We start from the raw sequence: 14,058 nt of genomic DNA on the forward strand, positions 1-14,058 counted from the left end.
CCATGCCTACAACTTAGCTACCGACGGAAGCGTGACGGACCCGGCCGGTAGGACGATTCCTGACACAAGTTTGTCCAACTGGGCCGCGTTGTCCACGATGTACGGAAAGGTGGTGCTGGAGTCGGCCGCCCGGTCATCCGGCCGGCGCGGCAGGGTCACCGGCATCGCGGAGTCCAGAATGGACCGTCCCGCCGGGCGGGAGGTGGTCAGGTCGACCACGCCCCCCGCGGCCAGCGTCCGGTAGGTGGCCAGTTGGCCGGTGAGGCTGCCGAGCCCACCCGCCGCGAACACCGGCCGGCGTTCCGGCTGGCGGACGGCGGAGTCGAGAGCGAACCCGGTCAACCCCACCACCAGCGGCGAGCGCCCCGGGTCCAGATAGGCGATCTTGCAGACGTCGTCCTGGTCGGCGCAGATGTCCGGCCGGACGCTGGCCTTGGCCGGCTCGGTCAGGTCGACGTCGAGCACCCGGTAGCGCGGACGCTCCCCGGTCAGCCGTTCGTGACACTGCAACACCGCCGCGCCCGTCGCGTCGGTCAGCACCACGTCCGGGTCCCCCAGCAGGTCGGCCGACCAGGGGCTCGGCGTCTGGATGGGCGTCGAGATCACCACCGCGCCGACGATCAGGCCGGCGATCAGGGCGACCAGCCCCTCCGCGCTGCCCATGGTCAGGATGGCCAGCCGGGTCTGCGCGCCGTCACCGGGCTCGCCGATCCGGCCGGCCAACGTCGCCGCCTGACGCAGCAGGTCGCCATAGGTGATCGACGACTCGCTCTGGTTGGGCAGCTGGAACCGCACCGCCTGACCGGTGGCCCACCACCTGTCGGAGAGCAACTCCTCAAGCCAACGCATGATCCCTCGTTCCGGTCGTCACGACGCCCTTGGCCTTCAGCAGGAACAGCGACAGGTTGCCCTCGTGGGGAATTCCGGGCGCGCTGTCCCAGGGCAGGGTCAGCCCGCAGGTGACCTTACGGACGCTCGGATCGGCCACCACCGCGGCCCGCAGGTCGGCGTCGTCGGTCAGCAGGTTGAGCACCAGCGCGTCGCCGAGGGCGGCGGTGCCGTCCGCCCGCCGCCAGGGCGCCACCACGACGAACGGGAACGGCAGCTCCGTCCCCACGGCCGGATGCCGCAGGTCGTCCGTGGACAGCACGGTGGGCAGCGGCCGGTGCGACCCGTCGGGCAGTCGCACCAGCGGGTCCGCGCCGGCCGCCGTGTGCACCACCGCCCCACCCCCGGTCAGCCCGGCGAGCTGCCGACGCAGACCCTCGGCGCGGGCGGCGTCGACCACGGGCAGGGTGGCGTCGGGGGCCGACACCTCGGGGCTGGCCAGCGCGTCGAAGCGGGCGGCGAGCGCTGCGGCGACCTGCCGGGGGTCACCGGTGGTCAACACGAGGGAGATGTTGTTGCACCGGGTCCCGCCGTCGTGCGCCGCGCTGACGGTGAGGTGGTCGAGGACGTCGTCGGTCAGCGGTCCGTCGAGCAGGACCCGGCTGCGTCCCGGCCCCCGGGTGGTGACCGTCGCGCTGTCGGCCCACCGCCGTACGGCGTCGCTGCCGCCGTACACGATGCCCCGGTCGGCGGCCTCCAGGAGGTACTCCCCCACCGCGCGCTCGCACGGCAGGAAGGAGATCCGGTGCTCCGCCAGGCCGGCGGCGAGCAGGGCGAGGGTCAGCCGGCGGGCGGTGAACGGCTCCCGGGTGCCGGGGCGCACCAGCACGCTGTAGCCCAGCGCCAGCGCGTGCAGCCACGAGTCGTTGGGGGCCGGGTGGTTGCTGGCCATCACGGCCGTGAAGAGCCGACCGGCCGGCACCCAGGCCGTGTCGTAGCCGTCGCCGAGCCGGGTGCCGGGCAGCTCGGCCCGGGTGGTGGCCGGCAGGTGGGTGAGGCTGCGCACGATGTCGGCCACGGCGTTGCGGACGGTCACCCGGGGCAGGCCGGCGGCGAGCGCGACCCGCCGCTCGTACTCCTGCGGGGTCTCCCCGTCGAGGTCGGCGGTGGCGAACAGGTCGGCGGCCCGCAGCAGCAGGTCGTGCCCGACCGGCGTGCCGTCGGCGGACCGCCGGGCCCGGGTCACCGCACCGACGGCCATCAGCCGTGGCGCCATCCCCACCTCGCCCAGCAGGTCGCCCCGGACGTCGGCCAGCGGGGCCCGGTCGAGGCTCGCCACCGGCCGGCCGCAGACGATCGGCTCGACCACGATGCCGGCCACTCAGTACACCCCCTCGATCACCCGGACGTCGCCCACCTCGGCCACGGTGCCGACCTCGGCCAGCCCGTCGACCGTGGCGTCGCCGACGGGCTCCACCCGTACGGCGGTGTCCCGCTCGATGACGTTGGGCAGGAACATCTCGTCGCTGACCAGACTCAGCCGGACCCGGCCACGCTGACCGTAGTCGACCACCGCACCGGCGTCGTCGACCACGTCGATCCAGACCGCCTCGGCGTACGGCTCGAACACGCACAGGTGCCGGTCGTCGGGAAGCCGGGGCCGCTGCGGGGCGACACCCATCAGGGTGTTGCCGTAGATGCCCACGATCGTGGTGTCCGGGAAGAACACCTCCTCCACCTGACGCAGGCTCTCCGGGCTGAACGAGGTGCCGGCCCAGATGATCGTCTCGACGCTCCGCTCGACGGCCGCGTGCAGCTCCGGGTCGGCGCAGATCGCCTCGATCAGCGGGGGCGTCGTGCTGAGCACCTTGACCGGTTGCGAGCGCAGCACCTCGGCCGCCTGGTCCAGCAGGTGCCGCACGTACCGCTTGACCGTGTCGGCCTCCCCTGCCGCCACCAGCTTCTTGACCCAGCGCGGGTCGAAGTCGACGGTGTGGAACAGGCCGTTGCCCAGGGAGGCGTAGCGGGCGCAGTCGTAGGCGAAGACGTGCGGCCCGCTCGGGCCGAGGTGCAGCCAGTGCGCGGGGTCGGCGATGTGGTGCGCCCGCAGCCGCTGCATCGCCCAGGAGAGCAGCCGACGCCGGTAGTCCCGGTCGACGATGCGCTTGGGCGCGCCACTGGTCCCGCCCGACTCGTACACCCGGAAACCGGTGCCGGTCAGGCCGCGCGGGATCAGGTCGCCGACCGGGACGTGCCGCAGCTGGTCGGTGAGATCCGGGAACCGCACCAGGTCGGCGGCGGTGTCGATGTCGCGAAGCGGATCGAAGTCGAGCAGCCCGCGCTGGCGCAGCCAGAACGGCGAGCCGGTCTGGGGGTCGAAGTGCCATCGCAGCAGCCGCCGGAGCCGCTCGTCGAAGGTCTCGACGGGACTCGACGCCACCGCCGTCGTGGTCAACGTGTTCATCCTCGCTCCTCGCCGATCGTCTGGTGGATGATGGGCCGGACCGCCTCAGTGGGCGGCGACCGCGGGCTCCGGGTAGGACATCGACAGCCCGATCTCGCGGGTGGCCGCGAGCTCCTGCGCCACCTCGGTCAGCTTCTCGCCGACGCGCTGCACGGAGTCCACGCCGAGCGGGAGCCGGAACGGCGGTTGCGGGTTGCGGCCGAGGTCGATGATGGCCGCCGCCGCCCGCGCGGGGTCGCCGGCCTGCGCGTGGTTCTGCCCGACCGACCAGGCGCGGACCCGCCCGGAGGTCTCGGCGTACTCCGGGAACTCGCGGCCGGCGAAGTGCAGCGAGGAAGGATCGAGGAAGTCGGTCCGGAACAGGCCGGGCTCCACCAGGCACACCTGGACGCCGACCGGCTCAAGCTCCACCCGCAGCGCCTCGCTGAGCCCCTCCACCGCGAACTTCGTCGCCGCGTAGACGCCCCAGCCCATCTTGGCGCTGAAGCCGAGGACCGAGCTGATGTTGATGATCCGGCCCCGGCGCTGGCGCCGCAGCACGGGCAGCACGCTGCGGGTGACGTTCAGCAGGCCGAACACGTTGGTGTCGAACACCGCCCGGGTCTCGGCGTCGGTGGCCTCCTCGACGGCCCCGAGCAGGCCCCGGCCGGCGTTGTTGACCAGCACGTCGATGCCGCCGAAGCTCTCCACCGCGGCGAGCACCGCCCGGTCGGCCTGGGACTGGTCGGTGACGTCGAGCGGGACCACGAGCAGCCGGTCGGGGTAGGACAGTTCGGCCAGGCTGCTGGTGTTGCGCGCCGTGGCGACGACCTGTTCGCCGCGCTCCAGCAACTGCCGGACGATCTCCAGGCCGAAGCCCCGTGAGGCGCCGGTGACGAACCAGACGGACATGCTTCTTCCCTCCTGTGGCACGGGCCGACGGGTCGCCGGCCGGCGGTGTGGTCAGATGGTGTGGGCGGCCTTGCGCGCGTCCTCGCGGGCGCGTTCGAGGTCCGCGGCCAGGGAACGGGTGAAGTCGGTGGGCCGCAGCGCGACCTCGATCACCGGGTCGACGCCGATGGTGCGCAGCCAGTAGTTGAGGTACGCCGACTGGAAGTCGACGCCGAACTCCGGCGGGCACCCGGGGGTGTAGACGCCGCTGGTGTAGACGACACAGGCCCGGCGGCCGGTGAGCAGGCCCTGGTAACCGTGTCGGGGATCGAGGCGGAACGTCAGCCCCGGCTGGGTGACGATATCAATGAAGTGCTTGAGCAGGTAGGGGATTCCGAAGTTCCACATCGGCACGGAAAACAGATAGTGGTCAGCGTCGGTGAACCGGCGTACGAGTTCCTGGGTCTGTTGCCACGACATCGCCTCATCGGCGGAGCCGGTGGCACCCGAGATGGCGTTTTTCTTGGCCGCCACCGCCACCGCCCCCACCGGGGGCAGGGTGGTCGCGGAAAGGTCCAGCACATCGAGGGTCGCCTGCGGGTGGCACTCGAGGAATGCGTCGACAAACGCCTCGGCGACGGCGGCCGATCGGCTTCGCGGGCCCGTCGGAGTGGCTTTGACATGCAGCAGTCTGGTCACCTCTCGACCCGCCCCCGCTGCGCACCGGACAGGGCCGCCCCGGACCGGCCGCAATGACCGCCGAAAGCTGACGAAGGTGTCATGGTTGCACTCTCTGTGTCGCCGGAGGGACGGAACGTCAGGAAGGCTAACCCACCACTTGCGGGGCAACCAGAGCCATTTCCTGGCCGCAGACAGTGCCACTGGGCAGTCCACTGCCCAGCGTTGACGTCGTGTCGTGAGCATGTCGTCACGGCAGGTGACCAAATGGCCTCGGAGAATCCCGGCTATAGACGTCCATCATCGGCATTGGTCGCTGGAATGCATCATTTCGCGTTAACCGGCCGGTGTCGGCAACCTGACCCGCCAGTTACGAGTCGGATTTCCGCATTCAACCCGGTGACGGCGCGGAGAGCCGGCCGTAAACGGCGGTGAAACACCCACCGGTCGCGTTTCCCACCAACCCCCCGCACACCGCGACCGGGCTGGCAAATGGCACCCCCGATCCGTCGGACATGGACATGTCGGGCGGCAGAATCCGCTGCTACGGTCGGTGGCCCGCGCAGGCCCCGCATTAACGGCGCCGGCCGGCGGACCAGCCCTCTCCCGCTCAGATCCGGAGATCTCATGAAGTCCGTAGCCACCCCGGCCGAACTCACCGTGGCAATCGTGATGGCCGACATCGCCCTCGTCCTGCTGGTAGCCCACCTGTTCGGCGGAATCGCCAGACGGCTCGGGCAGCCCGTGGTGATCGGCGAGATCGTCGCCGGCATCGCGCTGGGACCCAGCCTGCTCGGCCTGCTCCCGGGCGACCTGACCGCCCTGCTCTTCCCCGCCGCCGCCCGGCCGTACCTGTCGGCCATCTCGCAGGTCGGCCTCCTGCTGTTCATGTTCCTCATCGGGTGGGAGTTCGACAGGCGCGTGGTCTCCCGGCACAAGAGCCTCACCCTGTCGGTGTCGGTGTGCTCCATCGCCCTCGCCTTCGCCCTCGGCGTCGGCCTGGCCAACCTCATCTACCCCCGGCACGCCACGATCGCCGGCAAACCCGTGCCGTTCCTGGCGTTCGCGCTCTTCCTCGGCGCCGCCATGGCCATCACCGCGTTCCCCGTCCTGGCCCGCATCCTGCGCGACCGGCGACTCAGCCACACCCGGGTCGGCGTGCTGGCACTGGCCAGCGCCGCCATCGACGACGTGCTGGCCTGGTGCATCCTGGCGGTGGTCGCCGCGGTCGCCACCGCCCGCGACGCCACCGACCTCGCCCAGGTGGTCCTCATGTCCGCCGGGTACATCGCGGTGATGGCCCTCGCCGTCCGCCCCGGCCTGGCCGCCCTGATCCGCCGGGTGGGCCCCAACACCTACCAGCTCGCGGCCATCACCGCCGCCGGCGTCTTCCTGTCCTCCTACGCGACCACCTGGATCGGCATCCACGCCATCTTCGGGGCGTTCGCGTTCGGGTTCGTCATGCCCCGCCAGCCCGCCGAGGCGCTGATCAAGCACGTCCGGGTGCCCTTCGAGAACATCGGCCTGGTCCTGCTGCCGGTCTTCTTCATCGTCACCGGGCTGAGCGTCGACATCGCCGCGCTGAGCCCGACCAACCTGCTCGAACTCACCGCCATCGTCCTGGTCGCCTGCGTCGGCAAGATGGCCGGCGCGACCCTGCCCGCCCGCGCCTTCGGCCTGTCCTGGCCGCAGGCACGCCGGCTGGGCGTGCTCATGAACACCCGGGGACTGACCGAGCTGATCGTGCTCAACATCGGCGTCTCCCTCGGCGTCCTCGACGGACAGATGTTCACCATGATGGTCATCATGGCCCTGGTGACCACCGCGATGGCCGGACCGCTGCTGGCCACCCGCGCCGCGTCGAGCGACGAGACGCCCGCGCTGACCGCCGAACCCGTGCCGGTCGGCCGGTGACGACAGTGGGGCCGGCCCCGGGGGTACGCGCACCGCGTACCCCCGGGGCCGGCCCCACGGATCAGTCCAGGGCGTACCGCTGCCAGAGCTGGTGGACCTGCGCCTCGGCGGCGGCCGGCACCCCGGTGCCCGAGCTGAACACGTAGTCCCAGGCGACCCCGGACGCCTCCGTCTTCAACACCTCCGGCACGATCCGCTCCGCCACCGGCAGCAGCCCGTCCCACGCCACGTCCACGTAGTTCGTCGTCGCCGACGGGTCCCGGTCGTGCGGGCCGGGATAGGGGGCGCGGGTCACCACGGCGTGCCCGACCAGCCCCCGCTGGCGGCCCTGCAGCAACAGCCAGGCGTCCGCGCCGACCGGGATGTTCACCCGCCGACCCACCGTCCACGACCCGGCCAGGGTGCGCTGCGGGGACACCCCCGGCGTCAACGCCTCGTAGCTCGGCGTCCACCCGTTCCACCGCTGCGGGTTCCAGCCCAGGATGATCGCGGCCACCCGGTCACCGCCCCGGGGTCCGCGCGGGCGTGCCGTCGTACTGCGCCACCAGGCGCTTCGGCGCCGCCCGCCGCCAACCCTCCACCACCAGCTCCCGGATCTCGTCCGGGTCGGCCGAGGCGAGCTGGGCGCGGACCCAGCCGTACCGGCCGAAGTAGTCCGCCGGGTCGTAGGTGTCCGGGTCGGCCGCCATCAGCTCGGCCTGCTCCTCCTTGGAGGCCCGGATGATCGCCACCACGCCGTCGGCGGAGGTGCTGGCGAAGATGCGGTCGCGCACCCGGAACGTGGGGTGACCCCACGTCTCCTGTTCCACCGCCTCCGGCATGGCGAGGGCGAACTCCCGTACCTGCTCGGGTGTCAGCATTGTCGGTTCCCTCCGGGTCAGCGGGCACGACGCCCGCGGCGGGGCGCACCGCCCATTAGACGGTCGACGCCGGGTGCCGTCCGGGCGGACGCGCCGGCCGGCACCCGGGAAGGGTCGGACAGGACCGGACGGCGTCCAGCAGCGTGCCACGGCCCGGCGGTACGGGAAACGGCCACTTGACGCCGCCCGACGGGGCCAATCGCCGCCGTCGGGGAACGGGCCCGGCCGGCGGGGCGAGTGGTTCCGGACCGGGCGGCGATGTGGCACTGGCCGCCCCCGACGGCCGGCCATACCTTCAGGCCACCCATCCTGCTCGATACGTTCGGGAGTCAAGCCATGACCGGAATCAACCGCAGGACATTCCTCGGTCTCACCGCCGGCCTCGGCGTCGCCGGCCTCACCGGCTGCGGCAGCAGCCTCGGCGCCACCGCCGCCAGCGGCGGCGACAGCAACACCGTCAAGGTCGGCCTCGTCATCCCCCAGGCCGGGGTCTACACCCCGCTGGGCGTGGACATCCAACGGGGCTGGGACCTCTGGCTGCGCCAGCACGACGGCCGGCTGGGCGGCCGCCGGGTCACCACCGTCGTCGCCGACGAGGGCGAGGGCCCGCAGACCGGCGTGCCGGCGGTGCAGAAGCTGCTCCAGAACGACCGGGTCGACGTGCTGGTCGGCATCGTCAGCTCGGCCACCGCGCTCGGCGTCCGGGACCTCGTCACCAGCGCCCGCCGGCTGCTGGTCATCGCCAACGCGGGCGCCGGGGCCATCACCGCCGCCAACCGCAGCCCCTACATCTGGCGCACCTCGTTCACCAACGCCCAGGTCGCCGCCGCGATGGGACGCCACCTGGCCGCGAGCGGCGTACGCCGGGTCTACGCCATCGCCCCCGACTACGTCGCCGGCGCCGAGGCGATCAAGGGGTTCAGCGACGCGTACCGGGCCGGTGGGGGCACCATCGTCGGGCAGAGCCAGCCGCCGTTCGGCAAGACCCAGGACTACCAGCCGTTCCTCAGCCGCATCCAGTCCTCCGGCGCCCAGGGCACCTTCTGCTTCTTCGGCGGGGCCGAGTCGGTGGCCTTCGTCAAGCAGTACGCCCAGTTCGGGCTCTCCCGCACCATCCCGCTGTACGCCTCCGGGTTCCTCGTCGAGGGCGGGGTGCTCACCGCGCAGGGCGCGGCGGCCGACGGGGTGCTGTCCACGCTGCACTACACCTCCGAACTGGACAACCCCGCCAACACCGCGTTCGGCAAGGCGTTCCGCGCCGCCTACGACGCCGCCCCCACCGCCTACGCCGTGCAGGCGTGGGACGCCGCCGAGGTGCTCTCCCGCGCCATCGCGCAGGCGAAGGCCGTCGACGGCGACAGCCTCGCCGGGGCGCTCGGCTCGGTCGGCGTCATCACCGACAGCCCGCGCGGCCCGTGGTCGTTCGTGGAGCAGTCGCCCCGGCAGAACTTCTACCTGCGCCGGGTGCAGACCCGGGCCGGCGCACCGGTCAACGGCGTGGTCGAGGACCTCGGTCCGCTCGACCCGCAGGCCTGACCGGGCCAGCGGACGGAGCATCACGATGCCCACCGCGCAGATCGCGCTGACCGCGATGGTGAACGGGCTGGCCATCGGGCTGCTGCTGTTCATCACCGCCGCCGGCCTGTCCCTGATCTTCGGCATGATGGACGTGCTGAATCTCGCCCACGGGGCGCTGTTCCTCACCGGCGCCTACCTGGCCTGGTGGATCGGCGGTGAGCAGCAGACCTGGCCGTCGCTGGGCCGGGCGGTCGTCGCCGTCGTCGTGTTCGGGGCCGCCGCCGGTGGCCTGCTGTCCCTGCTGACCGCGCCGCTGTCCCGCCGCTCCCACCTCGAACAGGCGCTGCTCACCCTCGGCATCGCCCTGGTGGCCGCCGACGTGCTGTCCGCGCTGTTCGGCGACGACGTCCGCGCCACCGAACCACCGGCCGGCCTGGCCGGCACCGTGACCGTCGCCGGCTGGAGCTACCCCAGCTACCGGCTCGCCCTGGTCGGGGTCGCCGCCCTGCTCGCCGCCGCCGTGTACTGGACCGTGGAGCGCACCTCGCTCGGCGCGCTGTTCCGCGCCACCGTCGGCGACCGGGACATGGTCGCCGCCGTCGGGGTGGACCCCCGCCTGGTCCGCGGTGGGGTGTTCGTGCTGGGTTCGGTGCTGGCCACCCTCGCCGGGCTGCTCGGCGCACCCATCTACCACGCCCGTCCCGGGCTGGACACCACCATCCTGGTGCTCGCCCTGGTGGTCGTGGTGGTCGGCGGGCTCGGCTCCATCAGGGGGCCGCTGATCGCCGCGCTGCTGTTCGGCCAGGTCGAGTCCGTCGGCCGGGCGGTGCTGCCCGGCCTGGCCTCCTTCCTGCTCTTCGGCACGCTCGCGGCGGTGCTCGTCGTCCGGCCGCGCGGCCTGTTCACCCTCGCCCCGGGAGGACGACGATGACATCCCTGGCCACGACCCACCCGGCCACCCGCCCCCGGCTGCGTCCCGCCGTCCGCACCGCGACAGGCGTGGCCGCCGGCATCCTGCTGCTGGCCGCCGCCCCGCTCTACCTCGCCCCGTACGCGACGACGACGTTGACCCGCATCCTCGTCTTCGGGTTGCTCGCGGCGAGCCTCAACCTGCTGGTCGGCGTCGTCGGGCTGCCGTCGCTCGGGCACGCCGCGTTCTTCGGCGTCGGCGCGTACGCGGCGGCCTTCAGCGCCCTGCACGGCACGTCGGGCGTGCCGGCGCTCCTGCTCGGGATGGCCGCCGCCGCCCTGGTCGCGCTGGTCGCCGGGGCGGTCGCCGTCCGGGCGAGCGGGGTCTTCTTCCTCATGCTGACCCTGGCGGTCGGGGAGCTGACCCAGCAGGCGGCCGACAGCTGGGAATCGGTCACCGGCGGCTCGAACGGCCTGTACGGCGTACCCGCGCCGACGCTGTCCGGGCTGGTCCTCGACCAGCCCGCGACGACCTACTGGTACGTGCTGGCCTTCTTCCTCGTCGGGCTGCTCGCCCTGCGCCTGGCGTCCACCTCCGCCACCGGGGTGGTGCTGCGGGGCATCCGCGACAGCGAGGACCGGATGCGGGCGCTGGGCTACCGGACCACGCTGGTGAAGCTCGGGGCGTTCGTCTTCGCCGGTGCCGTCGCCGGGCTGGCCGGCGGGCTCCTCGCCGCCCAGCAGCGGCTGGTCACCCCGGCCGACGCCGGCTTCGAGACCTCGGCGCTCGCCCTGCTGGCCGTGGTGATCGGGGGCACCGGCTCCTGGTGGGGGCCCTGCCTCGGCGCGGCCCTGGTCATCGTCGTGCGGGACTCGCTGGGCGCGACCCTCGACGGGCACGGCCCACTGGCCCTGGGGCTGCTGTTCGTGCTCGTCGTCTACCTGCTGCCCACGGGGATCGCCCACATCCGGCTGAGGAGGGCCGCGTCATGATCGACGTACTCCGCTGCCACGACGTCCACCACCGGTACGGCGCGCTGAGCGTCCTGCGGGGGGTGCGGCTGACGGTGGCCGCCGGGGAGCGGCACGCGCTCATCGGGCCCAACGGCGCCGGCAAGAGCACCCTGCTCAAGCTGATCGCCGGCCAGGAACGCCCGTCCGAGGGCACCGTCCACTACCGGGGCCGCGACGTCACCCGGGAGCCGGTCCACCGCCGGGCCCGCGCGGGCATCGGGCGCAGCTTCCAGCACTCGACCCTGCTGGGGTCGCTCACCGCCGCGCAGAACGTGAGCCTGGCGCTGACCGGTGGCCGGGTGCTGGCCCGGCACACCGACCGGCACCGCCGCGCCGAGGTGGCCGCCGCGCTCGCCTCGGTCGGCCTCGACGACCGGGCCGACGTACCGGTGGCGGCGCTGTCGTACAGCCAGTGCCGGCGGCTGGAGATCGCGGTGGCGCTCGCGGCGAGGCCGCAACTGCTGCTGCTGGACGAGCCGGCGGCCGGCATGTCCGGCGAGGAACGGGGTGGGCTGGTGGAGCTGCTGCGCGGCGTGCCGCCCACCGTGACGATCGTGTTCGTCGAGCACGACCTGGACGTCGTCTTCGACGTCGCCACCCGGGTCAGCGTCCTGCACCTCGGCACCGTGCTGTGCAGCGGCACGCCCGAGCAGGTACGGCGCAGTCCCGAGGTGCAGCAGGCGTACCTCGGCGGGCGGATGGAGGAGGTGCACGGTGGATCTGGTGGTGCGTGAGCTGTCCGCCGGCTACGGGCAGGGGCAGGTGCTGCACGGGCTGGATCTCGACCTGTCCGCCGGGCAGGCGCTGGCCCTGCTGGGCCGCAACGGGGTCGGCAAGACCACCCTCGTGTCCACCCTCGCCGGGCTGCTGCGGCCCACCGGCGGACGGGTGCTGCTGGACGGGCGGGACGTCACCGGCTGGCGGGCCGACCGGCTCGCCCGCGCCGGGGTGGCGCTGGTGCCGCAGGGGCGGCGGGTGTGGCCGACGCTGACGGTGCACGAGCATCTGGCCCTGGCCACCCGGCACGGCGGCCGGACCTGGCCGACCGGGCGGGTCTACGAGTTGTTCCCCCGCCTGGCGCAGCGGCGTCGGCATCTCGCCGGCCAACTGTCCGGTGGGGAGCAGCAGATGCTCGTCATCGGCCGGGCCCTGGCCACCGACCCGCGGCTGGTCCTGATGGACGAGCCGTCCGAGGGGCTGGCGCCGATCGTCGTCGACGAGGTGGCCGAGGCGCTGCGGGCGGTGGTGCGGGAGGGGCTGACGCTGCTGCTCGTGGAGCACGACCTGCACCTGGCCCTCGGGGTGACCGAGGAGGCGGCGGTGATGGTCCGGGGCCGGATCGTCCACCGGTGCCCCACCCCCGAGCTGCGCGGGGACCTGCCGACGATGCAGCGGTTGCTGGGCGTCGCGGCGTGAGGATGCGACCGGGTGCGGCCCCACCGTCGTCGACGGTGGGGCCGCACCCGCAGCGGTTTCAGCCGTCCACGGCCAGGTGGCAGCCCACCAGGTGGTCGTCGACCATCCCGGTCGACTGCATCAGGGCGTACGCGCCGACCGGGCCAATGAACCGGAACCCGCGCCGCTTCAGCTCCCGCGCCATCGCCGTCGACTCGGGCGTGCGGGCCGGCACCTCCGACGTGGAGCGGGGTCGGGGCCGGACGGTGTCCGGCGCGTACGACCACAGCAGGGCGTCGAGGCCGCCGGCCAGCGCGACGACGAGCCGGGCGTTGTCGATGGTCGCCTCGATCTTGGCCCGGTTACGCACGATGCCGTCGGTGGCGAGCAGCCGGTCCACGTCGGCGTCGGTGTAGCCGGCGACCGTCTCCGGGTCGAAGCCGGCGAAGGCCGACCGGAAGGCGTCCCGCTTGTGCAGGATCGTCGACCACGACAACCCCGCCTGGAACGCCTCCAGGGCCAGGTGTTCGAAGAGCGGGGCGTCACCGTGCACGGGACGCCCCCACTCGTCGTCGTGGTAGGCGACGTAGACGGGGGTGCCGGTGCACCAACCGCAGCGCGGCACGCCGTCGGGGCCGGTGCTGATCTGCATGTCGTCTCCTGTCCTGCGGCGGTGGTCAGCCGGTGGGGATGCCGGGACGCTGCGGCAACCGCTGCCACAGCAGCCGCAGCCCGGCGGTGTGCCGGTCGTCGAGCCGTAGGAGGAACGTCTCCTCCAACTCCCGACGCCACTGGTCGAAGGTGGTCAGCTCCCGCCGGTGCACGCCGTCGCCGTCGATGCGGGTCAGCAGCCGGTCGACCAGCGACCACACCACCTCGCCCGACCCCCGGTTGGTGACGATGAACCGGCGGACGAAGGTGGAACTCGGCGCGGTCGAGAGCAGCTGGTGGGCGGCGACGAAGTCCTGCGGCCACGCCGGCCGGTCCTCCCAGTCCATCACCGTGAACGACCCGCGGGGATCGTGGGTGAACCGCCACCCCCACGCCGCCTCGGCGAAGGCGAAGGTCAGCGGCGGATGCCGGACCACGCCGGGACGTAACGGCACCGGACCCAGCAGCCCGTCGCCGAGCCCGACGTCGACGAACCAGCGCCGGCCGTCCAGCCGGACGGTCGTGGTCAGGTGGTTGGCGAACTGCACGCCGTCGGGCAGGGCGGGCGCCTTCTTCACCTGCCCCCGGTGCAGGGTCACGTCGAACCCCAGCGCGGCCAGCAGGGCGGCGAACGCGCCGTTGAGGTGGAAGCAGTAGCCGGCGTCGCCGTCGGCCAGCCGCGCGGCGTTGCCGGCCGGGTCGACGTCGGTGGGCAGCCCCACCTGGATGTCGAGATTGTGGTACGGAACCCGCCGGACGTGACGCTCGTGCAACCGGACCAGCGTCGCCAGGTTCACCCTGGGCCGGCCGGGCTCGTCCAGGCGGGCGAGGTAGCGGCGGACCACCTCGTCACCGATCCTGGGCACAGACGGCTCCTGCATGTCGGGACGTTCACTTTCTGTGCGGAAAATGCCGGGGCGGTGCCATCCCCATCGATGGCACCGCCCCGGCCGGTCG

At 72.9% G+C, this 14,058-nt stretch carries 15 protein-coding genes; 6 read left to right on the plus strand and 9 right to left on the minus strand.

From position 1 onward, the window contains the following. Positions 1 to 6: 6 nt before the first annotated feature. Genes ACN268_RS09185 through ACN268_RS09205 form a run of 5 tightly spaced genes read right to left on the minus strand, consistent with a single transcriptional unit; the run spans position 7 to position 5,086 of the window. The gene (locus tag ACN268_RS09185) at positions 7 to 849 is read right to left on the minus strand and encodes a hypothetical protein (protein WP_421482713.1); all 843 of its coding nucleotides are present in this window, start codon (positions 847 to 849) and stop codon (positions 7 to 9) included. Beyond that, positions 836 to 2,209 carry an aldehyde dehydrogenase family protein gene (locus ACN268_RS09190; protein ID WP_421482714.1) on the minus strand — a complete coding sequence of 458 codons (1,374 nt, stop codon included), beginning with the start codon at positions 2,207 to 2,209 and terminating at the stop codon, positions 836 to 838. The genes ACN268_RS09185 and ACN268_RS09190 overlap by 14 nt, the downstream gene beginning before the upstream one ends. Next, the gene (locus ACN268_RS09195) at positions 2,210 to 3,292 is read right to left on the minus strand and encodes a hypothetical protein (RefSeq protein ID WP_421482715.1); all 1,083 of its coding nucleotides are present in this window, start codon (positions 3,290 to 3,292) and stop codon (positions 2,210 to 2,212) included. It lies immediately after the preceding gene. A gap of 45 nt (positions 3,293 to 3,337) precedes the next feature. Next, positions 3,338 to 4,183 (minus strand): SDR family NAD(P)-dependent oxidoreductase, encoded by an 846-nt coding sequence (locus ACN268_RS09200; protein WP_421482716.1) that lies wholly within the window; start codon positions 4,181 to 4,183, stop codon positions 3,338 to 3,340. A gap of 51 nt (positions 4,184 to 4,234) precedes the next feature. Further along, positions 4,235 to 5,086 carry an FMN-dependent NADH-azoreductase gene (locus ACN268_RS09205; protein WP_421482717.1) on the minus strand — a complete coding sequence of 284 codons (852 nt, stop codon included), beginning with the start codon at positions 5,084 to 5,086 and terminating at the stop codon, positions 4,235 to 4,237. A gap of 381 nt (positions 5,087 to 5,467) precedes the next feature. On the opposite strand from ACN268_RS09205, the gene ACN268_RS09210 reads away from it, so the two are divergent. Further along, positions 5,468 to 6,754: a cation:proton antiporter gene (locus ACN268_RS09210; RefSeq protein ID WP_421482718.1), complete on the plus strand. Its 1,287-nt coding sequence runs from the start codon at positions 5,468 to 5,470 to the stop codon at positions 6,752 to 6,754. 61 nt (positions 6,755 to 6,815) lie between these two features. Here ACN268_RS09210 and ACN268_RS09215 read toward each other — a convergent pair whose 3' ends face one another. Both ACN268_RS09215 and ACN268_RS09220 read right to left on the minus strand, forming a co-directional pair. Beyond that, positions 6,816 to 7,250 carry a hypothetical protein gene (locus tag ACN268_RS09215; RefSeq protein WP_421482719.1) on the minus strand — a complete coding sequence of 145 codons (435 nt, stop codon included), beginning with the start codon at positions 7,248 to 7,250 and terminating at the stop codon, positions 6,816 to 6,818. 4 nt (positions 7,251 to 7,254) lie between these two features. Continuing rightward, entirely contained in the window at positions 7,255 to 7,614 is a 360-nt protein-coding gene (locus ACN268_RS09220; protein ID WP_204923256.1) for an MmcQ/YjbR family DNA-binding protein, read from the minus strand. A 336-nt stretch (positions 7,615 to 7,950) separates the two neighbouring features. Between ACN268_RS09220 and ACN268_RS09225 the strand changes: the two genes are divergently transcribed. From ACN268_RS09225 to ACN268_RS09245, 5 genes are read left to right on the plus strand one after another with little or no spacing between them, the layout of a single operon-like run. Beyond that, a complete protein-coding gene (locus ACN268_RS09225) occupies positions 7,951 to 9,150 on the plus strand; it encodes an ABC transporter substrate-binding protein (protein WP_421482720.1) in 1,200 nt (399 codons plus the stop codon). Positions 9,151 to 9,175: 25 nt separating this feature from the next. Then, entirely contained in the window at positions 9,176 to 10,063 is an 888-nt protein-coding gene (locus ACN268_RS09230; protein ID WP_088647215.1) for a branched-chain amino acid ABC transporter permease, read from the plus strand. Further along, a complete protein-coding gene (locus tag ACN268_RS09235; RefSeq protein ID WP_421482722.1) occupies positions 10,060 to 11,034 on the plus strand; it encodes a branched-chain amino acid ABC transporter permease in 975 nt (324 codons plus the stop codon). Before ACN268_RS09230 ends, ACN268_RS09235 begins: the two co-directional genes overlap by 4 nt. Next, entirely contained in the window at positions 11,031 to 11,789 is a 759-nt protein-coding gene (locus ACN268_RS09240; RefSeq protein WP_421482723.1) for an ABC transporter ATP-binding protein, read from the plus strand. The genes ACN268_RS09235 and ACN268_RS09240 overlap by 4 nt, the downstream gene beginning before the upstream one ends. Beyond that, positions 11,770 to 12,471, plus strand: a complete 702-nt coding sequence (locus ACN268_RS09245; RefSeq protein WP_421482724.1) for an ABC transporter ATP-binding protein — start codon at positions 11,770 to 11,772, stop codon at positions 12,469 to 12,471. The genes ACN268_RS09240 and ACN268_RS09245 overlap by 20 nt, the downstream gene beginning before the upstream one ends. 58 nt (positions 12,472 to 12,529) lie before the next feature. On the opposite strand, the gene ACN268_RS09250 is transcribed toward ACN268_RS09245, so the two are convergent. Next, positions 12,530 to 13,102 (minus strand): DNA-3-methyladenine glycosylase I, encoded by a 573-nt coding sequence (locus tag ACN268_RS09250; protein ID WP_421482725.1) that lies wholly within the window; start codon positions 13,100 to 13,102, stop codon positions 12,530 to 12,532. A 25-nt stretch (positions 13,103 to 13,127) separates the two neighbouring features. After that, positions 13,128 to 13,982: an arylamine N-acetyltransferase family protein gene (locus ACN268_RS09255; protein ID WP_421482726.1), complete on the minus strand. Its 855-nt coding sequence runs from the start codon at positions 13,980 to 13,982 to the stop codon at positions 13,128 to 13,130. Positions 13,983 to 14,058 lie beyond the last annotated feature (76 nt).

The organism is Micromonospora sp. WMMD735 (assembly GCF_049178995.1).
Classification (GTDB): domain Bacteria; phylum Actinomycetota; class Actinomycetes; order Mycobacteriales; family Micromonosporaceae; genus Micromonospora; species Micromonospora wenchangensis.